17 protein-coding genes are annotated in these 24,697 nt (G+C 44.1%); 11 read left to right on the forward strand and 6 right to left on the reverse strand.

Features of this window, described 5'->3' with window-relative positions:
* Window positions 1-636: 636 nt before the first annotated feature.
* Window positions 637-5,340 (reverse strand): glutamate synthase-related protein, encoded by a 4,704-nt coding sequence (locus tag CDC33_RS24790; RefSeq protein WP_109011171.1) that lies wholly within the window; start codon window positions 5,338-5,340, stop codon window positions 637-639.
* A gap of 993 nt (window positions 5,341-6,333) precedes the next feature.
* Here CDC33_RS24790 and CDC33_RS24795 point away from each other — a divergent pair.
* From CDC33_RS24795 to CDC33_RS24835, 9 genes are all read left to right on the forward strand, one after another.
* A complete protein-coding gene (locus CDC33_RS24795; RefSeq protein ID WP_109012699.1) occupies window positions 6,334-8,394 on the forward strand; it encodes a phosphodiester glycosidase family protein in 2,061 nt (686 codons plus the stop codon).
* Window positions 8,395-8,670: 276 nt separating this feature from the next.
* Window positions 8,671-9,090, forward strand: coding sequence for a cupin domain-containing protein (locus CDC33_RS24800; RefSeq protein ID WP_109011172.1), 420 nt, complete (start codon window positions 8,671-8,673; stop codon window positions 9,088-9,090).
* Window positions 9,091-9,318: 228 nt separating this feature from the next.
* Entirely contained in the window at window positions 9,319-9,645 is a 327-nt protein-coding gene (locus CDC33_RS24805; protein ID WP_109011173.1) for a HesB/IscA family protein, read from the forward strand.
* A 130-nt stretch (window positions 9,646-9,775) separates the two neighbouring features.
* Window positions 9,776-10,159: a 30S ribosomal protein S12 gene (gene rpsL / locus CDC33_RS24810; RefSeq protein WP_012410236.1), complete on the forward strand. Its 384-nt coding sequence runs from the start codon at window positions 9,776-9,778 to the stop codon at window positions 10,157-10,159.
* A gap of 524 nt (window positions 10,160-10,683) precedes the next feature.
* Window positions 10,684-11,154, forward strand: coding sequence for a 30S ribosomal protein S7 (gene rpsG / locus CDC33_RS24815; protein ID WP_069070112.1), 471 nt, complete (start codon window positions 10,684-10,686; stop codon window positions 11,152-11,154).
* 139 nt (window positions 11,155-11,293) lie between these two features.
* On the forward strand, window positions 11,294-13,372 hold the full coding sequence (gene fusA, locus CDC33_RS24820) for an elongation factor G (protein ID WP_109011174.1): 2,079 nt from the start codon (window positions 11,294-11,296) through the stop codon (window positions 13,370-13,372).
* 23 nt (window positions 13,373-13,395) lie between these two features.
* Entirely contained in the window at window positions 13,396-14,625 is a 1,230-nt protein-coding gene (tuf, locus tag CDC33_RS24825; protein WP_109011175.1) for an elongation factor Tu, read from the forward strand.
* Between the two features lie 182 nt (window positions 14,626-14,807).
* The gene (rpsJ, locus tag CDC33_RS24830; RefSeq protein WP_017320518.1) at window positions 14,808-15,125 is read left to right on the forward strand and encodes a 30S ribosomal protein S10; all 318 of its coding nucleotides are present in this window, start codon (window positions 14,808-14,810) and stop codon (window positions 15,123-15,125) included.
* Window positions 15,126-15,322: 197 nt separating this feature from the next.
* Entirely contained in the window at window positions 15,323-15,970 is a 648-nt protein-coding gene (locus CDC33_RS24835) for an LON peptidase substrate-binding domain-containing protein (protein ID WP_109011176.1), read from the forward strand.
* 157 nt (window positions 15,971-16,127) lie between these two features.
* On the opposite strand, the gene pheA is transcribed toward CDC33_RS24835, so the two are convergent.
* Complete coding sequence (gene pheA, locus CDC33_RS24840) at window positions 16,128-17,006, reverse strand: prephenate dehydratase (protein ID WP_109011177.1); 879 nt, start codon at window positions 17,004-17,006, stop codon at window positions 16,128-16,130.
* A gap of 225 nt (window positions 17,007-17,231) precedes the next feature.
* Between pheA and CDC33_RS24845 the strand changes: the two genes are divergently transcribed.
* Entirely contained in the window at window positions 17,232-17,618 is a 387-nt protein-coding gene (locus CDC33_RS24845; RefSeq protein ID WP_109011178.1) for a VOC family protein, read from the forward strand.
* Window positions 17,619-17,689: 71 nt separating this feature from the next.
* On the forward strand, window positions 17,690-18,277 hold the full coding sequence (locus CDC33_RS24850) for a DUF1997 domain-containing protein (RefSeq protein WP_109011179.1): 588 nt from the start codon (window positions 17,690-17,692) through the stop codon (window positions 18,275-18,277).
* Window positions 18,278-18,285: 8 nt separating this feature from the next.
* Here CDC33_RS24850 and CDC33_RS24855 read toward each other — a convergent pair whose 3' ends face one another.
* The 4 genes from CDC33_RS24855 to CDC33_RS24870 form a co-directional block, all read right to left on the reverse strand.
* The gene (locus CDC33_RS24855; RefSeq protein WP_109011180.1) at window positions 18,286-18,942 is read right to left on the reverse strand and encodes a ribonuclease HII; all 657 of its coding nucleotides are present in this window, start codon (window positions 18,940-18,942) and stop codon (window positions 18,286-18,288) included.
* Between the two features lie 8 nt (window positions 18,943-18,950).
* A complete protein-coding gene (rne, locus tag CDC33_RS24860) occupies window positions 18,951-21,101 on the reverse strand; it encodes a ribonuclease E (protein ID WP_109011181.1) in 2,151 nt (716 codons plus the stop codon).
* A 643-nt stretch (window positions 21,102-21,744) separates the two neighbouring features.
* Window positions 21,745-21,924 carry a hypothetical protein gene (locus CDC33_RS24865; protein WP_109011182.1) on the reverse strand — a complete coding sequence of 60 codons (180 nt, stop codon included), beginning with the start codon at window positions 21,922-21,924 and terminating at the stop codon, window positions 21,745-21,747.
* A gap of 35 nt (window positions 21,925-21,959) precedes the next feature.
* Window positions 21,960-24,647, reverse strand: a complete 2,688-nt coding sequence (locus CDC33_RS24870) for a TIGR03960 family B12-binding radical SAM protein (RefSeq protein ID WP_109011183.1) — start codon at window positions 24,645-24,647, stop codon at window positions 21,960-21,962.
* Between the last annotated feature and the right edge of the window lie 50 nt (window positions 24,648-24,697).

The raw sequence follows: 24,697 nt of genomic DNA on the forward strand, positions 1-24,697 counted from the left end.
TGAAAAATTAATTATTTTGGAAACGTTCTCTTCAGAAGCTTTGATTGAAAGCTTGCTTTTATATAATAATTTTTATAGAAAAATCCTATTTTTTAACTAACATTTATATGTTAGTTTAACAACATTTAGATAATGTCTTAATATACCCAATTAGATATAGGACTTACGCAAAAATTGCTAAAAAGCTTAATTTCTCGAACCGCCAAGACGCCAAGAGCGCCGAGAATTCGTAGAGTGTGCGTAAGTCCTAAGATAGATTTCAAAACAGTACTGATCTCAATACTTGTCGGGTTTTGGGTAAAAGGGGAAAGAAAAAACCTTTAACCTTTTCCCTAAACCAATTCCGAGTTAAAAATCCAAAACCTGAGCAGTATTGGTACTGATCTCGACTTTATTACCTAGACTTTCATGATCTTATTGAGCAGTTATTTTTGTTGCCTTAGTCTAAAGTCCAGTTGTGAATCATTTAGTAATATTCCCCCTAAACAAGGGGGAATATATTTTCTCTCTACAGTCTTTTGAAGAATTACTAGTAACCCTCTTTCCTCAATAGCCTCCCCTGCTTTATCCAAACCGTATTGCAGCTTCTCCGACGGGAGAATGGCTTAAGACTGAATATGAGAATGGTTACAGTTACTAATGACTGCTGACTAAACTGAACTCAGTTGTTCTTTCAGGATTAGCTTCGGGGCTATCAGCTTCAGAAGGTGGAACCAACTGCCAGAATTTCGGCAGAAATTCTTGCCAGTTTTGCAGAATTTTCTTTGCCTTTGGTGAACCAGTGCGTTCCGCATGAGTTTTGATTAACTCTTGCAGTTGTTTTGCACCTGCTTCTGTAATCACCCGTTGGATTTTGACAATTTCCGGGTTGACTAACTCACGAAATGAGTCGTTTTCATCTAAGAAATACGCCAGTCCACCAGTCATTCCAGCTGCTACGTTACGTCCTACTTTGCCGAGGACGACAATCACACCACCAGTCATGTATTCACAGCAGTGATCCCCAGCGCCTTCAATTACTGCTATGGCTTTGGAGTTTCTTACAGCAAAGCGCTCTCCTGCTAAACCGTTGGCAAATAACATGCCACCAGTAGCACCATAGAGGCACGTATTGCCAACTATCACGTTTTGTGATGCGTTATAGGTGGCATCAGGTGAAGGTTTGATGATGATTTCACCACCATGCATTCCTTTACCTACGTAGTCGTTTGCCTCTCCTGCCAGGGTTAAAATTATACCAGGGAGGTTGAATGCACCAAAGCTTTGCCCAACACTACCTGTGAAATTGAGATTAATTTGTCCTTCAAAGTCACTATCACCGTATTGAGAAGCGATCGCTCCCGCTAATCTTGTGCCTACTGTTCTGTCAGTATTAACAATAGGGTAAGTCTTGGTAACAGTGGACTGATCCCGAATGGCAGTCTGAATGTCGGGGTCGGCAAGCATTTTGTCGTCCAAAACCACGCCATTGCTGTGGACTTCTTCATGCAGTAACCAATCACGATTGTCTCTGGTATCAGGTAGCTTAAGTAAACAGTCCAGGTTCAGCGATCGCGTTTTGGTAAGTTTTGCCTCTGGGCGCAGTTTCAACAAATCTGCACGTCCAATGATTTCTGACAAAGAACGGTAGCCAAGTCGTGCCAACAAACTACGCACTTCTTCGGCGATGAAGTAGAAGAAGTTAACAACCTGTTCCGGCATTCCCGTAAACCGCTTACGGAGTTCTTCTTTTTGAGTAGCAACACCCACAGGGCAGGTGTTCATGTGGCAAACTCGCGCCATGATACAGCCTTCAGCAATCATGGCGATGGAGCCGAAACCGAATTCTTCACCGCCCATCAATGCACCTATTACCACATCCCAGCCACTCTTGAGTCCGCCATCTACGCGCAAAATCACGCGATCGCGCAGGCTATTTTCCATCAAGACGCGATGCACTTCACTTAAACCCAGTTCCCACGGCGAACCAGCATGTTTAATCGAACTTAGTGGCGATGCACCTGTACCACCATCATGTCCAGAAATCTGGATAATATCAGCGTTTGCTTTGGCTACACCAGCTGCGATCGTGCCAATGCCGACTTCTGCAACTAACTTCACCGACACCTTGGCTTTGGGATTAATTTGGTGCAGATCAAAAATCAGTTGTGCTAGGTCTTCAATAGAATAGATATCGTGGTGCGGTGGTGGTGAAATCAGCGTCACACCTGGCTTCGAGCGCCTTAACATGGCAATGTATTGGCTGACTTTGGGGCCTGGTAGCTGTCCACCTTCCCCAGGTTTAGCACCTTGGGCAATTTTGATTTCAATTTGTTTGGCATTGACTAGGTACGCTGGCGTGACACCAAAGCGTCCCGATGCAACTTGCTTGATGGCACTATAGGCTTGATCACCATTCCGCAATCCTTTTAAATGAGGTAGGGTTGGCGAGTGACCAGACTCGTCTACATCATCTAAAACTGTATAGCGCACTGGGTCTTCGCCGCCTTCTCCAGAGTTAGATTTACCACCAATGCGGTTCATGGCGATCGCTAAAGTTTCATGAGCTTCTCTTGACAAAGCGCCTAAAGACATGCCACCTGTGCAGAAGCGCTTGACAATTTCAGTTACCGACTCCACTTCTTCTATAGGAATTGGGGTGCGTAGCTTGCCGCCGTAGGCATCGCCTTGGAAGTCTAGCAAGTCCCGTAAGGCTGTTACTGGCCTACCTTGAAGATGCTTTTTATAAACTTCGTAGTGGTCATAGTTTTTGCCATCTAAAGCCTTATGCAGCGCCTTAACCATTTCTGGGCTATTCATGTGGTACTCGCCGCCAGGACGGTATTGCACAAAGCCCAGGTTTTGTAACTTATTCGTCGTCACTTCTGGGAAAGCTTTGCAGTGGAAGGAAAGTACTTCATCAGCTAGTTCGCTAACACTCAAACCACCAATCCGGGAAGTCGTACCCCGGAATCCCAATTCGATTAAATCTCCACCGATGCCAATAGCTTCAAAGATTTGGGCTGCTTGATAGCTGGAGAGCAGAGAAATTCCCATCTTGGAGAGAATTTTTAGCAAACCTGACTCTACTGCTTTGCGATAGTTTCCTAAAGCTTGTTCTAAGGTGAGGGTGGGAATTTTTTCTACACCCATTAACTTCTGAGTTTTGGGATCAGACCACCAATCACGCACCGTATCTAAAGCCATATACGGGCAGACTGCACCAGCACCGTAGCCAATGAGACAAGCAAAGTGATGAGTACTCCAGCATTGAGCAGTATTGACAATTAAGGATGTTTTCATTCGCAGCCCTTCCCGAATCAGGTGATGATGTACAGCACCCACTGCTAACAGGGGAGGAATGTATGTATCTTCTGGGCTGATACCGTCATTTGCCTTATCACTTAAGATTAAAATCTTTGCACCTGCGCGGACTGATTGGGCTGCTTGTGCTTGTAAAGATTGGACTGCGGCTTTTAATCCTTCAGGGCCAGTAGCGATCGCAAATCGGGTTGACAACTCAGCCGTGGCAAATCCTGACAGCTTAATTGCCTCTAACTCACCATCGGTTAACACTGGCGATTCCAGCTTCAATCTCCGAGCATATTCGGCTTTAGGTTCTAATAAGTTACCCCGTTCACCCAGTTCGACTTTCAAAGACATCACTAGCTTTTCCCGCAGGGGATCAATCGCTGGGTTCGTCACCTGAGCAAAACGCTGTTTGAAATAGTCATACAGCAGGTGGGGTTTTGTTGACAGCACTGCTAAAGGAATATCATCACCCATGCAGAAAGTCGGTTCTGAACCTGCGATCGCCATTGGATGAATCACCATTTCTACATCTTCTGTGGTGTAGCCAAAGGCAGTTTGCAGCTGAAGCAATGTTTGCTTGTCAATAGGCAATTGTCCAGGGTCATTTGTCATTTGTCCTTTGCCATTGCCATTTGCTAATGACGGATGACCAATGACCAATGACTTGAGTTCTTGACGGTACTGTTGCAGCCATTCACCATAAGGGTGCTGCTTGGCAATGCGCTGCTTAATCTCCCAATTCTTCAGGACTTCATGGTTTACTAAATCCACGGCAATCATTTGTCCTGGGCCGAGCCTACCTTTCTCGACAATATCGGCTTCTGGAAAGTCCACTACACCAGCTTCCGAAGCTACGACAATGTAATCATCCTTAGTAATCACGTAGCGAGCTGGTCTTAAGCCATTACGATCTAGAGTTGCACCAACTTTTTTGCCATCACTAAATACCAAAAGTGCTGGCCCGTCCCATGCTTCTTGCAGTCCACTGTAATATTCGTAAAAATTAACAATTTCTGGATAGTAACTTAAAGAAGGCTGATTTTGGTAAGCCTCTGGAACCATAATCATTAAAGCTTCCAAGGGGCTGCGTCCAGAACAAACGAGCAATTCCAGTACGTTGTCTAGCGTAGCTGAGTCGCTATTATCAATATGAACTAATGGCTTGAGTTCCTTGATGCGATCGCCCCATACAGGATGATTCAGGCTAGCTTCTCGTGCCATCATCCAGTTAATATTACCCAACAAAGTATTGATTTCGCCGTTGTGACCCAAAAGCCGCATTGGTTGAGCTAGGGGCCACTTGGGCATTGTGTTGGTACTAAAGCGGCGGTGATAGACAGCAAAGGCACTTTTGTAAGCTGGATTCTTTAAATCGTCATAAAAGCTGCCCAAGATGGCAGAACGCACCATGCCTTTATAGACAATTGTGCGGCTTGACAACGAGCAGATATAAAATTCTTCTGAGATGTTGGTTGCAATTTTACTAATTCGGCGGCGGGTGATGTACAACTGCCGTTCTAATTCATCGCCACTTTTGTCAACAGAAGCTAACAAAACTTGTTCAATCTGGGGTTGATTTTCTCTTGCTTGTACCCCAAGTAAATCAGGTTGCACTGGCACAACTCGCCAACCAAGTACAGTGAATTTTTCTTCAGCAGCCACTTGCTCAACTGCTGTCCTAGCTTTTTGTGCTGCTTCCTGGTCTTGTGGTAGAAAGATCATCCCAACAGCTATATTATTGATGGATGGAAGTTCCTTTCCACTTTCGGCAAAGTCTTGTTGGAACAACTCCCAAGGGATAGCTGTCAATACTCCAGCACCATCACCAGAATCTTGATCGGCGCTACAACCTCCCCGGTGTTCTAAGCAGGTTAAAGCAGCTAAGGCTTTTTCAACAATTTCGTGGCTGGTATGATTTTGGCGATGAGCAATAAAACCCACACCACAGGCATCTCGTTCCTCTACTAACCACTTTTGCCCCTGATAGGTATCTCTTGAGTTGATATTCGCTGTGATTTGTTGGTTTTGATTCATCGGTTTATTATTCATACCCTGTTCCTGAAGTATTGAGTTACCAATTTTGCCACTACGTTATGGGAAAAAATTTCTAAATTCAGCGATGGAAAATATACAAGCACCGAAATTTAGGGAAAAAAAATTTTAACTTCGGTTTTACATTGTTAGTTCACCCGTGTTAAAATTTTTGCGTATTTTTTATGTATTTATGCGGTGTTAGACAAGTTACCTCCGCCAAGACATCATTTTTGCCCTGACAGTTTCTTTTTTATATTGTGAAGCTAAATATTTTCTCAATTCCCTTTTTCCAGATGCACGCTAGCTACTCATAGAGCCTATTTCGGCTCACCTGAAACAAAACTAAAACTGAACGCTTTACTATTTTTTCAAGCCAAAGTCAAAATAATTCGTAATTGATTCGTGACGATCAAGGACTCGCTCTGTAAGTAAGCTATGCCGAAGGCATTGCCTCTCCAAGAGTTGGCTTTACGCTACGCTACCTTAATTCGTAGTTGCAATCAGTGGGGGGTTGCACCCTCCATTGTCTTGTTAACCACTAAATTAAAGATTTAGTGTGGGCTACTGTACCCTTTTAATTACGAATTACTAATTATTTAGTTATCCTGAGCCAGCAATAAAATCAGCGTATTACGATATATACCCATTTGACAATTCCCAAATATCTTTGTTGTCTAGAGTTTTGCCGCCTACCAGTTGGCACATGTATTACTATTAACTAGACCTTACTGAATTAGCAACATTCAGTCAGGATTAAATATCTTAATCCAGTTTTGATAATCAAAACTACCGTGTATAGTGTGGTTAAAATTAGTGCCAGTTAAAACACTTGATTGCAGGGCTTTGGCGTCTAAATAAGTTGATTAGCTTTTAAAAGAGATAACTAGCCAATATATAGATTAGCATGTTTTTTCAAAAATAAACTCATGTTCTTTTTATATTTCCAAATAATTAGTTAGTTTATACCTTGGCTGGTAGTTTTGAAAAACCTAGTAAATTATGGTAAAAATGCCGAATTATTGCCAATCAGAGAATGGCGATCGCAAAGCCAACGCCAAGGGGGAACGCAGATTTTTCCAGGCTACTGTGTCACCAATCTTTTTAATAACACTATGCATAACTGCTACCTGTGCTGCCAATGCCCAGGAGTCTTCAAAAAACGCCCAATCAATACCAAGGCTCATCTCCCAGTCACCTGCACCTGCTTTAACAGGGGTGGCATCCTTTGGTAATCAAATTTCCCTCAATGGTCGTACTTTACCAGGAACTTGGTTCCAGCGACCTGGAAAAGCTGGTCAGATTACAACTCATCTGAGTGATGGGGCATTTAGGCAGTTAATTGGAGTAAATTTCTTAAACAGTAGTAACTCAGCAAGGCAACCAATACAGTGGTTTTCATCGGTGACAAAGCCACTGGTTTTAACCGCCAGGCTACTAGGAGCATATCGCTATCTCGATATTACTAATTTTGCTCAAACATTTGGATGGGAAATCCGAACCAATGGCAACATTTTGGTGATTGCTACCCCAAAAGCACAAATTACAAATATTGTTCAGAGCCAGGAACGTCCAGAGGTGAGTGCCCCTTTGCAACAAACTCGGATTCTGGTTGATTTAGATCGTGCAACTCCTTGGCAAGTTGCACAAGGGTCAATTATTAAAAAAATTGAAACTCTATCCCTCGATCCAGACACGCCAACCCCAAAATCCACTGTACCGCCAAATAGAGAGTGGACAATTACCCTGGATGGAATAGCCGATCCTGTTTTAATAGAACGCTATACCCCCCAGCCACCAGCAGCACCACCAGTACCACCAACATTGCTGCCTAATTTGCTCAAACAATTATTACCAGTTACACCAACACAACCTATACCACCACCCCCAGCCCCTGAACCACTGATTCAACAAGTGGAGGTGGTGAAAAACCAAACCATAATTAGTCTGAGCGTTCCCTTCGGTCTATCGCCTCAAGTTAGTACTGTAGATACCCCCAATCGCCTGATTATCGATATTCGACCCGATCCTCTAGAAGAAAGAGATATTACTTGGGCCCCAGGATTGCGCTGGCGACAGCATTATGTCAACTTAGGCACAGAACGCTTTCCGGTAGTTTGGTTAGAAGTTAATCCCCGTAAATTTGGGCTAACGCTGAAACCTATGTGGGCTAGTCCTGATGGGCTTGCGGGTACTGCTCCTTTAATTCAAACAGCACAACGTTACTTAGCAGTAGCTGGAATTAACGGTGGCTATTTTAACCGCAATAACAGATTGCCCTTGGGTGCAATTCGTCGGGATGGTCAGTGGTTATCAGGCCCCATTCTCAACCGAGGTGCGATCGCTTGGAATGATTCTGGTCAATTTTACTTCGGTCGTCTCACCCTAGAAGAAACTTTAATTACGGCAAATGACCAGCGCCTACCAATTCTGTTTCTTAATAGCGGCTACGTCCAGAGTGGTATTGCTCGTTACACCCCAGCTTGGGGATCAACTTACACGCCCTTGACGGATAACGAAATTATCCTAGTGGTAGAGAAAGACCAAATTACTCAACAATTACCAGGCGGCAAAGTTGGTGAGACGGTCGTTCCCATTCCCCAGGATGGCTACTTACTAACCTTACGTGCTAACGCTGCTAGTGCTGCCTCACAGCTACCTATTGGAAGCGCAGTAAGTATTTCTAGCACCACTGCTCCGGCTGATTTTAGTCGTTATCCCCACATTATCGGAGCCGGGCCACTATTAGTCCAAAATCGTCAAATTGTCCTCGATGCCAAAGGCGAAAAATTCAGCAATGCCTTTATTGCCGAAAAGGCTATTCGTAGCGGTATTTGCACAACAGCAACAGGCACATTAATGATTACTGCCACACATAATCGTGCAGGCGGTTATGGCCCTAATTTGGCAGAACATGCTCAATTGCTGCAACAGATGGGCTGTGTGGATGCTCTAAATTTGGACGGAGGTAGTTCTACCAGCCTTTATTTAGGAGGACAACTACTTGATCGCTCCCCTAGTACTGCTGCTCGTGTTCATAATGGAATTGGTATTTTCCTGAAACCAAGATAATGAGGGAGTAGGGAGTAGGGAATGGGGAAAAAACTCAATTACCAACGAACTCCCCACTCATTTTTTAAAGTTTAGAACAAGCTGCCATTTTGCCTAATGAAGACTTAGTGTAGATACAAGAGTTTTAGTAGTGATGATTTACACCGCCATGTTTGATTTTGCTATCTTTATCAAGGCGCGACAAAATTAATGATTTTCAACGTTGTAAGATAGCGCCAGATTTTTTATCAATAGTAAGAGTACCAACGGTTTGTTATGTCTTCAAATGAGGTGACTATGGCTCGATATCAAGAAACTACACAGACTGAAACTCTACATTTACCTTCAACTATCACATCCAAAGGCGTTGCTGCAACTGAATTACGTCCTTGGGGTGCTTTTACAGTTTTGGAAGAAGGGCGCGGATACAAAATCAAGCGCATTGAAGTTAAGCCCGGACACCGCCTCAGTCTACAAATGCACCACCACCGCAGTGAACATTGGATTGTCGTATCTGGTACAGCTAGGGTAACTTGTGGCGAGAAAGAAGTCCTACTGAGCAATAATGAGTCAACCTACGTACCCCAATGTACATCTCATCGTTTAGAGAATCCTGGTGTGATCCCCTTGGTGTTGATTGAAGTGCAAAATGGCGAATACTTGGGAGAAGATGATATTATTCGCTACCAAGATGACTATGCTCGTACCAAAGATTAAAGCTCTAATCTAAAAACTGAATACATTTTTGTGCAAACCGTCTTTGGGAACCACTACACCCCAGAAGTCCCCACCTTAACTAGGTAGGGACTGAAATATTTTGTGCTATAAATGTAGTAATAGCGATCGCCCTCATAGCTTCGATGATTTGGAATTTTCAAGAAGCTAGGATTAACCCATCTGTCTGTAAAATGAAGATGGGGTATTTAATTGCAAAAAACGAGTTCCATGATTCATCTGAGTCAAGCAGCCGCGAGTGAGATTGGGCGAATAAAGTCCAAGCAGCAGCCAAATGTCTTATTTCGATTGGCAGTAAAACCAGGTGGTTGTTCCGGGTTCTTTTATGACATGTCCTTCGATAAAGCAATAAAAGTTGGCGACCAGGTTTTCAACTTGGATGAGATTCAAGTAGTTATAGATGCCGCCAGCTTAAGTTACCTCAACGGTTTGAGAGTGGATTATTCAGAAGACTTAATGGGTGGTGGTTTTCGCTTCCAAAACCCGCAGGCGATCGCAACCTGTGGCTGTGGTAATTCATTCTCTATAACTAGTTAATAGTCCTTAATTAGCGATCCTTTGCCAATAAAATTAAGGAAAAATTACAATTGACATAAAACCGTAAAAAACGATATAATTAGGATTTGTTAAAACTTAGACATATAAGCAGCTTTACGCGCTGTAACTCATGCCAACAATACAGCAGCTAATACGTAACGAGCGCGAACAAGCGCGTCAGAAAACCAAGTCCCCGGCTCTGAAACAATGCCCCCAACGTCGGGGAGTTTGTACCAGAGTATACACGACCACACCAAAAAAGCCTAACTCAGCTCTACGTAAAGTAGCAAGAGTCAGACTTACCTCTGGATTTGAAGTCACAGCTTACATTCCAGGTATTGGTCACAACTTACAAGAACACTCAGTTGTGATGATTCGTGGCGGTCGGGTTAAGGATCTACCAGGCGTGAGATACCACATTATCCGTGGCACCCTAGATACAGCCGGAGTCAAAGACCGTAAACAAGGGCGTTCCAAGTATGGAACCAAGCGTCCGAAAGAAGCGAAAAAATAGACTTAGGCGATTAATCGCATCCAACACGATTAATCGTCTAGCTTAGAAGCGCTCAAGGACAAAAAAACTATCAGGGTCTGTGTACTAATAGTAGTTACGAAAGCTGCTCAAGTCAGTTTAAAAAAATCAACAAGCAAGGTACACCTACACTAAGCGAGCAAGTGTAGAAGTTCTGAGGAGAACGCTGTAATCCACAGCATAATTCTAATCTGGACATTAAAGTTTAAAATCTTGTCGCCTTGAGTATTTAGTTGCAGCTAGCAAGTAAATGAATTTTAGATTTGCAATTTTTGGATTGGTCGAACCCACAAGGGGATGAGGCTTACAGAATTTTGATTATTCCAATCCTAGTGGTCGGAACATTTACCAAGAACTCTAGTCCAAAATTGGCAGTCAATAAGTAAGCCTTGCTGCAACAGTCGAAAGCAAAATTGAGAAAGTCTGAGGGTTGAGTTCCACAGCTTTTAGCTTCCAGTGTCTGATAGCATATAATTTCGTTACCAATTCCGAATTAAAGGTGAAGTATGTCTCGTCGTGGTGTTATTCAAAGGCGCCCAGTTCCGTCTGACTCTGTATATAACAGTCGCCTTGTGAGCATGATTATCAGGCGGATCATGCGTCATGGCAAGAAATCACTTGCCGCACGGATTGTTTATGATGCATTAAAAACTATTGAAGAACGCACTGGTGCTGGTGCTTTAGAAACTTTTGAAAGAGCAGTGCGAAATGCCACGCCTTTAGTAGAAGTAAAAGCTCGGCGAGTTGGTGGAGCAACTTACCAAGTACCAATGGAAGTGCGTACAGAACGGGGTACTACCCTAGCACTGCGTTGGTTAGTGCAATATTCTCGCTCCAGACCAGGCCGGACAATGGCAAGCAAACTGGCAAATGAATTAATGGATGCTGCTAACGAAACTGGCAATGCGATTCGGAAACGTGAAGAAACGCACCGGATGGCGGAAGCTAACAAAGCATTCGCACACTATCGTTACTAAGTAGAAAAGCGATATATCGCCCGAAAGAAGCGGTATATCGGATGATTTACAAAAAGAAGACGGTTTTCCCTAAAAGTATAGAATCTTAACAAAGAGTAATATACAAGATATCATGAGGCAAAAACTATAGGAGGTAGCTGTGGCACGCACGATCCCGCTAGAGAAAGTACGCAACATTGGTATTGCGGCGCATATAGATGCGGGCAAAACAACAACAACAGAGAGAATATTATTTTACTCTGGGATAATTCATAAAATTGGCGAAGTTCATGAAGGAACTGCCGTCACAGACTGGATGGAGCAGGAGCGGGAGCGGGGAATTACCATTACTGCGGCTGCTATCAGTACCAGTTGGAAAGATCATCAAATAAACATTATCGATACTCCGGGTCACGTAGACTTCACAATTGAAGTTGAGCGTTCCATGCGCGTGTTAGATGGTGTAATCGCAGTATTTTGTTCTGTGGGCGGCGTGCAACCCCAGTCTGAGACAGTGTGGCGGCAAGCAGAACGTTACAAAGTTCCTCGGATTGCCTTTATCAACAAGATGGATCGCACCGGAGCGAACTTTTATAAAGTTCACGAGCAAATCCGCGATCGCCTGCGGGCGAATGCGATCGCTATTCAATTACCAATTGGTAGTGAAAACGACTTCCAAGGTATCGTTGACCTAGTACGGCAACGTGCGTATATTTACGCAAACGATCAAGGTACTGATATTCAGGAAACCGATATACCGGAGGAATTGCAAGCACAGGTAGAAGAATTCCGCACCAAGCTCATAGAAGCCGCAGCAGAAACCGATGATGCTCTGATGACTAAGTACTTCGAGGGCGAAGAACTTACAGAAGACGAAGTTCGGACTGCCCTGCGTAAAGGCACAATTGCGGGAACGATTGTACCAGTACTTTGTGGTTCAGCATTCAAAAACAAAGGCGTGCAGTTGATGCTGGATGCCGTTGTAGATTACCTGCCAGCACCAAGTGAAGTACCGCCAATTCAAGGTTTACTGCCCAATGGCGATACTGTTGAGCGACGGGCTGATGACGACGAACCCCTAGCGGCTCTGGCATTCAAGATTATGGCTGACCCCTACGGTCGCCTAACATTTGTTCGCGTTTATTCTGGTGTCCTGAAAAAGGGCAGCTACGTTCTCAACGCTAGTAAGAATAAAAAAGAACGGATTTCCCGCTTAGTTCTAATGAAGGCAGATGATCGGCAAGATGTCGATGAACTGCGAGCGGGTGATTTAGGAGCAGCTCTGGGATTGAAAGACACCTTGACAGGTGACACCCTCTGTGATGATGGATCGCCAGTAATTCTGGAATCCCTATTCATTCCTGAGCCTGTGATCTCGGTGGCGGTTGAACCCAAAACCAAGAATGACATGGACAAACTGTCCAAGGCTCTGCAATCTCTCTCAGAAGAAGACCCTACCTTCCGTGTCCGCGTCGATCCGGAAACAAATCAGACCGTGATCGCGGGAATGGGAGAGCTACACCTAGAAATTCTAGTAGACCGGATGTTACGAGAATTCAAAGTGGAAGCGAATGTAGGTGCGCCACAAGTAGCTTACCGAGAAACAATTCGGAAAGCTGTGAACAAAGTTGAGGGCAAATTCATCCGCCAAAGTGGTGGTAAAGGTCAATACGGTCACGTTGTGATCAATTTGGAGCCTGGAGAACCCGGTACTGGCTTTGAATTCGTTTCCAAAATTGCTGGTGGTTCAGTACCTAAAGAGTACGTTGGCCCCGCAGAACAAGGAATGAAAGAAAGCTGCGAATCCGGTGTTCTAGCTGGATATCCATTGATTGACGTTAAAGCGACCCTAATTGATGGGTCATACCATGATGTAGACTCTTCAGAAATGGCTTTCAAAATCGCTGGCTCAATGGCGATGAAAGAGGCTGTGCTGAAAGCTTCACCTGTCATCTTAGAACCTATGATGAAAGTTGAAGTTGAAGTTCCTGAAGACTATATGGGGAACGTCATTGGCGACCTCAACACCCGCCGAGGGCAGATTGAAAGCCAAAGCACCGAAAAGGGACTGGCTAAGGTAACATCCAAAGTTCCATTAGCGAGCATGTTTGGCTACGCCACTGATATTCGGTCAAAAACGCAAGGTCGGGGTACCTTCACGATGGAGTTCAGCCACTACGAAGAGGTTCCTCGCAGCGTAGCTGAAACTATCATTGCAAAAAGCAAAGGGAACGCTTAGTTAAAATAAGGAAATGAGCATTCATGGCACGCGCAAAGTTTGAAAGGAATAAACCCCACATTAATATCGGTACAGTTGGCCACGTTGACCACGGTAAAACTACCTTGACAGCAGCCATCACCATGACCTTGGCAGCTATGGGTCAGGCTGTAGCTAAGGGCTACGACCAAATTGATAATGCCCCAGAAGAAAAGGCACGGGGTATTACCATCAATACCGCTCACGTAGAGTATGAAACTGCAAATCGGCACTATGCTCACGTAGACTGTCCAGGACACGCTGACTATGTGAAGAACATGATCACCGGTGCTGCTCAGATGGATGGAGGTATCCTCGTAGTTGCTGCTACCGATGGCCCTATGCCTCAAACCCGCGAACACATCCTGTTGGCAAAACAGGTAGGCGTTCCCAGTCTGGTTGTCTTCTTGAACAAAGAAGATTTGATGGATGACCCAGAACTCTTGGAACTAGTAGAACTAGAACTTAGAGAACTGCTTTCAAGCTACGATTTCCCTGGCGATGATATCCCCATTATCAAAGGCTCTGGTCTGCAAGCTCTAGAAGCAATGACCAAGAATCCTAAGACTCAACGCGGTGAAAATCCGTGGGTAGACAAAATCTACGAATTGATGGATGCTGTAGATTCTTACATCCCCACTCCTGAGCGGGATGTTGATAAACCCTTCCTGATGGCTGTAGAAGACGTGTTCTCAATTACAGGTCGTGGTACTGTCGCCACTGGTCGGATTGAGCGGGGTGTAGTCAAAGTTGGCGATAACGTTGAACTAGTGGGTATCAGAGATACTCGCGCCACTACCGTAACTGGTATTGAGATGTTCAAGAAGAGTCTCGACCAAGGTATGGCTGGAGATAACGCTGGCGTACTACTCCGGGGTATCCAAAAGGCTGATATTGAACGGGGTATGGTCATTGCTAAACCTGGTTCGATTAAACCTCATAATGAATTTGAAGGTGAGGTTTATGTCTTAACAGAAAAAGAAGGTGGTCGTAAGACTCCATTTTTCGCTGGCTACCGTCCCCAGTTCTATGTGCGGACAACTGATGTAACTGGTACCATCAAAGCTTACACCTCCGATGAAGGCAAAGAAGTAGAAATGGTGATGCCAGGCGATCGCATCAAGATGACAGTAGAATTGATCAACGCGATCGCTATTGAACAAGGAATGCGCTTCGCTATCCGCGAAGGTGGTCGCACCATTGGTGCTGGTGTCGTTTCCAAAATTATCAAGTAGCACCTTTTCGCTCATAACAAAGGAGCAGAGATGGTATTTATTGTGCCTCTCTGCTCCTTTCTCTTCCTTCTATTCTAGGTACTGGTGATTGGGGATTAGGGATTAGGTATTAAGTTCCCAGTTCCCAGTCCCCAGTTCCTAGTCCCCATTCCCCTAATTACGCAGAACCTGGAAAATTAAAGATGGCAACTCTACAGCAGCAGAAAATTAGAATTCGCTTACAAGCTTTTGACCGACGCTTATTAGACACATCTTGCGAGAAGATTGTAGACACAGCTAACCGCACCAATGCTACAGCCGTAGGCCCAATTCCTTTACCAACAAAACGCCGGATCTATTGTGTGCTGCGATCGCCTCACGTAGATAAAGATTCACGGGAACACTTTGAAACCCGTACTCATCGCCGGATTATTGATATTTACCAGCCCTCTTCTAAGACTATTGATGCCCTGATGAAATTGGATCTACCATCAGGTGTAGATATCGAAGTCAAACTTTAATTTAGTTATTAGTCATTGGTCATTAGTCATTAGCAAAAGACAAAGGACAAATGACATTAGTATAAGTTTTTACATTGCCCTGAATAAATATATCTCAGGGCTTTTATTTAGCTAGGAAACAAATGATAGAATGTAGATAAAGTACGGGAAAAGCAGAGAAAAGAAATTTTAAAGATTAAGTTTATACCAAGATAACAATGACATCATCTTCTAAAATTGCAGTTCGTGAACTACCTCTGTTCCCGTTACCCGAAGTAGTTCTGTTTCCTACCAGACCATTGCCTCTGCACATCTTTGAATTTCGCTACCGAATCATGATGAACACGATTTTGGAGAGCGATCGCAGATTCGGTGTTTTGATGGTCGATCCTGTTAAAGGTACAATTGCAAACACTGGCTGCTGTGCAGAAATCGTTCATCATCAACGGTTGCCAGATGATCGCATCAAGATGTTGGCTTTAGGGCAGCAAAGATTTCGGGTATTAGAATATGTTCGGGAAAAGCCATACCGCGTTGGCTTAGTTGAGTGGATTGAAGACCAACCACCGGCTAAAGATTTGCGACCTTTATCAACTGAGGTAGAACAACTACTGCGAGATGTTGTGCGTCTATCAGCCAAATTAACCGAACAAAATATCGAACTGCCAGAAGATTTGCCTGACCTACCAACAGAGTTATCTTATTGGGTAGCGAGTAATCTTTATGGTGTAGCCGCAGAGCAACAATTATTGTTAGAAATGCAAGATACTGCAACTCGTCTTGAGCGGGAAGCGGAAATTTTAACCTCTACTCGGAATCACTTAGCCGCTCGTTCTGTTCTTAAAGACACGTTTAATGAAAAGTGAGGAGAGACGCGATTAATCGCGTCTGTACAAGAGTGAGGAGTGAGGAGTTAGGAATAAATAACAAAAAATAAAAGATTGGCAACTTATAATTTATATTCCCTATCTGATAATTAATAACTGATAACTCCTAACTCTTAACTAATTAATAACTCCTAACTTATAAAGTAGCAGCGCTGATCGGCAAAACATTGTAAGTGCCAAGAATTTTTAAAATTTCTGTGTGCATAGTTAATTCTGCTAAAGCAGATTGCATTTGTGCTTCCTTAGCATCCGCTTCTAAATCCATGAAAAACAAGTATTCGCCTAGCGATCGCTTTGTCGGACGAGATTCAATCCGGCTGAGGTTAATTCCTCGTTGAGCAAATATTTGCAAAGGTTTGAGCAATGCTCCGGGTGTGTTGGCAGGCATACTAAAAGCCAGTGATGTGTGACTGGTAGACACTTTTGATGGCTGATATTCAGCGATCGCTTCACCCTGACTTACTACCCAAAAACGAGTACAGTTTTCTGGATAGTCGTTGATGCCACTAGCAAGGATCGGCAGGTTGTAGAGTTGAGCTGCTCTACTAGAAGCGATCGCTGCTGTTGTTGTCTCTTGCTCCAATCGCTGTAACGCCTCGGTTGTAGAATTGCTGGGAATAATCTGTACACTCGGCAGAAACCGCCCTAACCATCCCTGACATTGTGCCAAAGCTTGCGGGTGAGAGTAAACAGTTTTAATTTTATCTAAGCTAGACGCGCAAGAAATTAACGTATGGACAATAGGTAATACTAAGGCTAGCTGAATTTGCAAACTGTCCAACTGCCACAGTGTATCTAGTGTCATAGTCACACTCCCTTCAATAGAATTTTCCACTGGCACAACAGCCATGTGGGCTTTACCATCAGCAACGGCGTGCAGTGATTGGGCGATGGTGGGATAGGGACATAAACTAGCTTCAACTCCCGTACTTTTAGTTAGCCAGTTGGCATAAAAAACAGTTGCTTGTTCTGTATAGGTGCCGGGAGGCCCTAAATGTGCGATCAATAAAGTCATGTGTTTATTAGTTATCTGTTCAATTTATAGACTATATCGTTAGTAAACCCAGCCTTTCTTTATTAACCAACAATATTGCTTTAATTTGATTTATTTAATTACATACTGCTTTTGTAGGTAATGTAATTATACAGTTTGTACCTGTACAACAATGTGGTTACTTGACTAACTAGAGCAAATGTACTAGCTTAACTTCAGTGGTTGTTTCAGTGAGAAATAAAGATTATGAAGTTCTCTTACACAATTCTTTATGTAAAGGATGTTGTCCAATCGGTCGCTTTTTATGAAAAGGCATTTGGTCTGAAACAACAGTTTATTCATGAGAGCGAACAATACGCCGAGATGGAAACGGGTGGAACAACTCTTGCTTTCGCCTCAAATGAACTTGCAAAATCTAACCTTCCCCAAGGATTCCAAGAAAACAGTCTATTAAATCTACCTGCTGGTATTGAGGTTGGTTTTCTAACAGACGATATAGTAGCAGCTTTGTCGCGTGCCATAGAAGGTGGTGCTGTGGTTGTTGCAGATGCCAAAGTTAAGCCTTGGGGACAAACAGTGGCTTATGTCCGTGATTTGGATGGAATTCTTGTTGAAATTGCTAGTTCAATGTAATCTAAATTAAAAAAATAAACATAATAAATTAATCAATAATAAAAGTATCAAACAATTACTTCCTTCAATTCATGGCTACCAAGTTTACTGCCTCCCAATCAGTGGAAATCGCTGTTCCAGAGCAGCCTATTCCCATTCAGCACTACTTGCGCCAACCTCAACGTCTAGTTAAGGCCTTGGCTGACAACAGTAGAATTGAGCAGCTTTCTGAGGAAGTATTTCGTTTGAAAATGCGTCCGTTAAGTTTTATGTCATTGAGTATTCAACCTACTGTAGACATGAGAGTTTGGGCAGAATCAAATGGAATAATTAATTTGCGATCGCTAGGCTGTGAAATCCTGGGCTTCGAGTATATTAACCAGCGTTTTGCTCTCAATTTAAAAGGACATTTGTCTCCCAAAGAGTTAAGCACTGGCACTCGCCTGCAAGGAAGGGCTGATTTAGAAGTGCTGGTGGATTTGCCACCGCCATTTTCTTTCACTCCCAAGCCGATTTTAGAAGCTACTGGCAATGCTTTGCTCAAAAGCGTATTGTTATCTGTCAAGCAACGGTTATTAAATCAACTTTTGGCGGATTATCGTTACTGGGTGATATCACAAACCAAAGATAGAGGACTTAGCGGTAACAGTACTGAATTGCCAATCCTGAATGCTGAGTAATTATTTAATCACTCAGGGTTCAGAATTTTGATTTGGCAAGGACGAAAAGACTGACGATGTAAGGGCGAGGGCCCATATTGTTGCAGAGCCAGCAAATGCTGCTGGCTACCATAACCCTTGTTACACTCCAGGTTGTACATAGGGTATTTTAATGCTAGACGCAGTACCAGATCGTCACGCCAAACCTTGGCAACAATACTAGCAGAGGCAATGGCAAGCGATCGCTCGTCCCCCTTAATTATTGTTTGTTGCGGCAATAGTAAGTCTTTGATTAACTGATTACCATCAACCAGGCAGAGTGCAGGCTGTATCTTTAACTTCAGCACAGCCCGCTTCATTGCTAACAGCGTCGCTTGCAAAATATTTATCTTGTCAATTTCAGCAGTCGAAGCAAACCCAATTTTCCAGTCTATAGCCAGCTCACAAATTTGGTGTGCTAGCTGAGTTCTACGAGAACTAGATAACTTTTTACTATCTTTGATTTTAGCTGCCATTAGTATTGGCAAAGCATGATCTGGCAGGATCACTGCTGCCGCCACCACAGGGCCAAATAGAGCGCCTCGCCCTACTTCATCCACACCTGCAACCAACCCTGGAATCCCTGACAAGGTAGAAAACTCTAGCCAATTGGATTGTTCCAAGGGCGTTGGCGACGTTTCTACCATAAAGCAAATTAATTATCCTCGATGGCTGAGGAACGACGGCGGCGGCGACGGCTAGCAGTGGCGGCGCTGTTGGCATCACTTTCATCTTCGTTGGCGGAAGCTTTCGCAGACAAACTACTCGTTGGGCTAGCAGTCAACTCAGATGGTTCAGTTGTCTCTTCTATCAAAGGTTTTGGTTCTGGCTCAATAACTTTTGGTATTGGTATTTTGCTTGGGATTATTTCAGGTGTTGCTTTTTGGACAATAGTTGATTCTGAGGTTGATTCAATTGGAGTCGTTGGCTTTTGACCAGGTTGAATCACGTTAATAATCACAGACTTGGGATTTTTAACCTCTTGCTCTAACTTCACCAAAGGAGATATTCCCATCAAGGCAAAGATATCCTGTTCCTGGAGGCTCATTTCTACAGTTCTAATCTCCGGTGGTTCTACCACTGGTTTGACTGGCTCTGCCTTGATAATTTTAGCGCGTTCTACAGTCCGATCTATAGTGCGATCTACTACAGTGCGCTCTACTCTTTCACTCCAACCTGGTTTACCAAGGGTGGGTGAGGGAATCTCTGGTGCAACTCCTAGTTCTGGTTCAATATCAAGGTCTAAGTCTGGCTCGTTAACAAAAGCCAGTGGATTGGCTACAACCCTAGCTTCATCTTTCCCGTTTAACCCATTGATGGCAATTCGACTGCGACGAGTGCGGGTACGACGCTTATTATCATTAAGGTCTTGATAACTAGGATGATTGATCAGATTTAAGTTCCCCGATTCTAGGTCGCCCTCAAATGCTTCTGAAAATCCATCATAGGTTTCTCGTGGTTCTGGGATGCGCGCAGCAGGCTGACGTGGTTCTCGGTGAGGCAGGGGGGATACAAAACGCTCACGTTCACGGTCTAGTGTTTCTGCTGGTATTGGTAATCGGTTTTCGATTTCTCCAGGCAGACGCACAGTATGTCCTAAACCGCCACAAGTGGGACAAGTTTCACCAAACAATTCGTAAATGTTTTGACCTTGGCGTTTGCGGGTTAGTTCTACTAAACCCAGTTCGGTTAATTGGGCAATCTGCGGACGAGCTTTATCTGCTTTGAGTGCTTTATTAAAGTGTTCAAGAACTTGCAGTTGATCGCGTCGTGATTCCATATCAATAAAATCAACAACGATCACCCCAGCGATATTTCGTAGACGCAACTGGCGAGCAATTTCTGTTGCAGCTTCGCAGTTTGTCCACAAAACTGTTTCTCTAGCTGTTGCCGATCGCGTGAAGGAACCTGAGTTAACATCAATTACGGTTAATGCCTCTGTCGGCTCAATGATGATGTAGCCTCCAGAAGGTAGGTCTACTCTCGGTTTGAGGGCTTCTCGAATGGCGGCAGTGATGCGGAAATATTCTAAAATTGGAGAGCGATCGCGGTGATGGTCAATTAACAATCCCTGCGGTGTTTGACCTCCACTCCAGTTCTGCAAGTACTGTTTGACGCGCTTCAAGCCAGTACTAGAATCCACGACAATCCGATTTACATCCGCGCCGTACATATCCCGCAATACGCGCTGAATGAAATCATCGTCCCGGTTGAGTAGTGCTGGGGCACGGGTGGAATGCGCTTCCTGCTGAATGGCTTCCCATTGCTTTTGCAGCAATTCCAAATCTTCCATAATTGCTTCTTCGGGTTTGCCTTCTGCTTCTGTACGCACAAGCAAACCCATTCCCGCCGGTTTGACCAAAATTGCTAGTGCCCGCAAGCGGTTACGCTCACTTTCACTTTTAATCCGTCGGGATAAATTTACACCTCTACCATAAGGCATCAGTACTACGTAGCGTCCGGGCAAAGTAATGTTACCCGTCAGCCGGGGGCCTTTTGTCCCCGTTGGCTCTTTCATTACTTGCACCAAGACTTTCTGCTGTGGTGCTAGTAGTTCTGTAATTGCTGCTGCGGTGCGCTTTAGCTTCAGTGGCCCTAAGTCGGTGACATGAATAAAACCGTTGCGCTCTGGGTCGCCAATATTGACAAAAGCCGCATCTATCCCAGGCAATACGTTTTCTACTACTCCTAAGTAGATATCACCTATTTGGTGATGACCCGTAGCAACAACTAGTTCCTGTATTTGATCTTCAGAAAAAACAGCAGCAATTTGGTGCTGCTCCGCGATGATAATTTGTTTTGGCATTCAATTTCCTCAAAATTGGCAGCACCAATAGGTTATGGAGGTTTGTTATACCTTTGTTGCCCCTGCAACCCTCAAAAGGTGCTACTGATAATAAAAATCGCAAACCTGAGCTTCTAAATTAAATAGCTATTGGCGCTCTTAAGAGCATTTTTACGGCGGATTATTCCAGAACGGTTGCATGTTTAAGCAATTAAATCAACCATCCGTGGTTGATTTGTGATGCAATACCCTCAATAAAGAGAGTTCTGAGTTAAAAGTTCTGAATCCTGAGTGAGTTTTTAACTCAGGAAGCTTTATTCGAGAGTAACCTACTGATGTCGTTAAGAAAAAGAAACTATTTCTATTTTCCATTCCCCGGATTTCTCCTTAGGGTTTTACTCAGCAACGTCAGCTGCTACCCTACTTTAAGCCGCGTTTTGCGCGTCTCGTGAACGTCTGCAAATTTGGCCTAACCGATGAGCAGTTGTTTAACCTACGGGAACGCCAAAGGCGAACAACTCTAGAAAAGTAGCTCACTAGCTCTTTGGCACTACTGGGGATTAAACATTCAGCAGCTGTTTAAAAAGCATGGATTTAGAGAATCTAAGCGAACCTGCTGTTAGTTACTGATTCACAAGGTAGCTATAGAGAGTGTGTGTGTTCTTTAATCTGCCTCAGTTTGTCTGGGATAAAATCCTAGAATTTGCACTCTACTAATATCTTTGCTTTCGCCCCCTGAACACCAGGGTAGTGAACCAGCTAAATTCAATGCAGCGCCAGAAAATTTCTCTTCACCCCATTCTAACGCAACCTTGCTAAAAATCAATTCCAACGATATAGCCACATTAGGACAACTACTAGCAAGCTGCCCTAAAGGGATTATACCCCTAAAATTAGCCGATTGCGGTGGATGTGCAGGAGTTGGAATTCTCCACTAGCCACCATCCTTAGCATAAACAGGATTTGTTCAGGACGCAATAGAAAACCATCTTGGCGATAGCTACCTACATAACGGATAACAGATATAGATTCTGCAATACTTTTGTAGTTTTCTACTAATTCCAGTTCAAATAAGCGATCGCGCAGATTTATTAACTGGCTCTTGCCTGACTTTGTTGTATGCTCGTACCACAGTTCGTCTTTTGCTTTGATGGTATCAATCCATTTTTGCCATTGTATAGGTGTTGCTTCTTCGATTGCTGCTACGGTAATTAAATATTCTGCTGTTTCTAGCAGTTGAGTCGCTGCCGGAGTTTTTAAATCTATCTGCTCCACATCATATATAGGTATGTCTGTGGGCATTTCCCGAAGCAACTGTTCTCGAAAAGTATCGACTGCCACTGGTACAGTTAACTCAAAATCTGCAATTTCACCACTACTAGTAGCTCCTAGAGCCAAAGCAGTTGCTACAGAAATTCGCGGCATTGGATGAAATCCACCAGTGAAAGCGATTGGTAAGCCTGCTCGCCGCACAACTCGGTCAAACAGACGGATTAAATCTAGGTGGCTTACCAAAGCCATGTTACCCTGTTTCCCAAACCAAACTCGCAGTCTTTGTACCTTAGTTGTGTTGGGGACAAACTCGCCAGCGAATTTTGGAATAGCTGGTGATTCAATCACAACGTTATGGCCAAAGTCGGTTCCACATACGCCACAGTGGGAACAACCTTCAAAAGAGCAATCGGGTACAATTGCAGCTTCTAAGGCGCGTTGCAAGTCTTCTTTGAGCCACTTTTTGTCAATTCCGGTATCAATATGATCCCAAGGGAGGGGAGTATCGAGGGAGTGGGGAGAGACGCGATTAATCGCGTCTGTACAAAATTGGGTATTTTCCGCATCTGGGGATCTCGTTTGATCTTGTGCGTGAAACAAATTCCATTCGCCATTTTCTACTTGGCGGTATTTCCAGTCTAGATCGGCCCCAGCGATCGCCTCTCCCCAAGCGCTAAAAGCCTGATCTAAATTTTCATACCAGGAATCCATACCTGCACCCAATTCCCAGGCACGCCGGACTACTTTGCTCAATTTGCGATCGCCTCGTCCTACAAAATCTTCCATTGCCGAGATGCGAACATCGGTAAAATTTACCTTCACTCCCTTTATTCGGCGGAATTCTTGCCGCAATAGGTTTTGTTTGCGTTTAAATTCAGTGGTAGAAACTGAGTGCCATTGAAATGGTGTATGCGGCTTGGGCGTAAAGTTAGAAATCGTCAGGTTAAAGTTTAGAGGTTTTCTGCCCTTGCCTCGACATTCTCGCTGTAGCCAGCTTACTGTTTCGGCAATGCCTAAAACATCAGCATCGGTCTCACCCGGCAAGCCAATCATAAAATACAACTTGATTTTATCCCAGCCTTGCTCCCAAGCGGTTTTTACCCCCCGCAATAATTCTTCATTTGTCAAACCCTTATTCACAATGTCTCGCATTCGCTGAGTTCCAGCTTCTGGAGCAAAAGTCAATCCACTTTGCCGCGTACCCCCAAGGATATTGGCAATATTTTCATCAAATCTGTCTACCCGTTGGCTTGGTAGAGTCAGAGAAATATTTTCATTTTTTAAGCGGTTTTTGATTTCCATCCCCACTGCTGGCAGGGACAAATAATCAGAACAACTCAGAGATAATAGGGAAAACTCATTGTAACCAGTTGCCCGCATCCCCTGTTCAATTGCATCTACAACCTGATCGGGTTCCACATCCCGTGCTGGTCGAGTTAGCATTCCTGGTTGACAAAAGCGACAGCCACGAGTGCAACCACGCCTAATCTCAATGGTCAAGCGGTCATGCACCGTTTCCACGTAGGGAACTAAGCCAATGGAATATGCGGGTATGGGAGTTGCAACCCGGCGCAAAATTCGTTTTGGTACGTCTAGGCGACGAGGATGAACCGAGCCATCCTCTGCCATGTCGTAAAACTGAGGCACATATACACCTGGTATCTGTGCTAAATCCAGTAACAGATGTTCTCGACTCAATCCTGCTTGTTTGCCGAATTCCAATACCAAGCCAATTTCTGGCAGCAGTTCTTCTCCATCTCCAAGGGCGATAAAGTCGAAGAAGTCGGCATAAGGTTCAGGATTAGATGTTGCTGTTTGCCCACCAGCAAAAATTAACGGAAACGGGGACTGGAGATTCGTAAATTCTCCCCCTGCAACGCTAGCTTTTTGCCGTTCTTGCCACGTCAAGGGAATTTCAGCCAAATCCAACATTTCTAGGATATTAGTTGCACCCAGTTCGTAACTGAGGCTAAAACCTAAAATGTCGAATTCTGTGAGCGATCGCTTTGACTCTACAGCAAACAACGGCGTATTAGTTTCGCGTAGTTTGGCTGCGAGGTCTTTTCCTGGGAGGTAGGCGCGATCGCACAATTGACGCGGTTGGGCATTCAAAATGTTATAGAGAATGATGTGCCCTAAATTCGATGCACCGACTTCATATACTTCTGGATAAGTTAATACCCAGCGTATTGTTGCCGTATCCCAAGGTTTGTGTACTGCTAAACGCTCATTACCCAGGTAACGCCCTGGTTTTAAAATATCCGATGTTATTAATTTTTCAACTGCAACAGCCACTGTGCTATCTTCTAGCTACCTTAATTACAGCTACTCAAACCCAACCTTAG

It is taken from the genome of Nostoc commune NIES-4072, assembly GCF_003113895.1.
Classification (GTDB): Bacteria; Cyanobacteriota; Cyanobacteriia; order Cyanobacteriales; family Nostocaceae; genus Nostoc; species Nostoc commune.

What these genes read in the sequence shown, in the direction of transcription:
- CDC33_RS24790 (WP_109011171.1), bottom strand. Translation starts at nt 5,340, where the DNA reads ATGAATAATAAACCGATGAATCAAAACCAACAAATCACAGCGAATATC.
- rpsL (WP_012410236.1), top strand. Translation starts at nt 9,776, where the DNA reads ATGCCAACAATACAGCAGCTAATACGTAACGAGCGCGAACAAGCGCGT.
- CDC33_RS24835 (WP_109011176.1), top strand. Translation starts at nt 15,323, where the DNA reads ATGACATCATCTTCTAAAATTGCAGTTCGTGAACTACCTCTGTTCCCG.
- CDC33_RS24845 (WP_109011178.1), top strand. Translation starts at nt 17,232, where the DNA reads ATGAAGTTCTCTTACACAATTCTTTATGTAAAGGATGTTGTCCAATCG.
- CDC33_RS24855 (WP_109011180.1), bottom strand. Translation starts at nt 18,942, where the DNA reads ATGGTAGAAACGTCGCCAACGCCCTTGGAACAATCCAATTGGCTAGAG.
- CDC33_RS24850 (WP_109011179.1), top strand. Translation starts at nt 17,690, where the DNA reads ATGGCTACCAAGTTTACTGCCTCCCAATCAGTGGAAATCGCTGTTCCA.
- rne (WP_109011181.1), bottom strand. Translation starts at nt 21,101, where the DNA reads ATGCCAAAACAAATTATCATCGCGGAGCAGCACCAAATTGCTGCTGTT.
- tuf (WP_109011175.1), top strand. Translation starts at nt 13,396, where the DNA reads ATGGCACGCGCAAAGTTTGAAAGGAATAAACCCCACATTAATATCGGT.
- rpsJ (WP_017320518.1), top strand. Translation starts at nt 14,808, where the DNA reads ATGGCAACTCTACAGCAGCAGAAAATTAGAATTCGCTTACAAGCTTTT.
- CDC33_RS24800 (WP_109011172.1), top strand. Translation starts at nt 8,671, where the DNA reads ATGGCTCGATATCAAGAAACTACACAGACTGAAACTCTACATTTACCT.
- rpsG (WP_069070112.1), top strand. Translation starts at nt 10,684, where the DNA reads ATGTCTCGTCGTGGTGTTATTCAAAGGCGCCCAGTTCCGTCTGACTCT.
- CDC33_RS24805 (WP_109011173.1), top strand. Translation starts at nt 9,319, where the DNA reads ATGATTCATCTGAGTCAAGCAGCCGCGAGTGAGATTGGGCGAATAAAG.
- CDC33_RS24795 (WP_109012699.1), top strand. Translation starts at nt 6,334, where the DNA reads ATGCCGAATTATTGCCAATCAGAGAATGGCGATCGCAAAGCCAACGCC.
- pheA (WP_109011177.1), bottom strand. Translation starts at nt 17,006, where the DNA reads ATGACTTTATTGATCGCACATTTAGGGCCTCCCGGCACCTATACAGAA.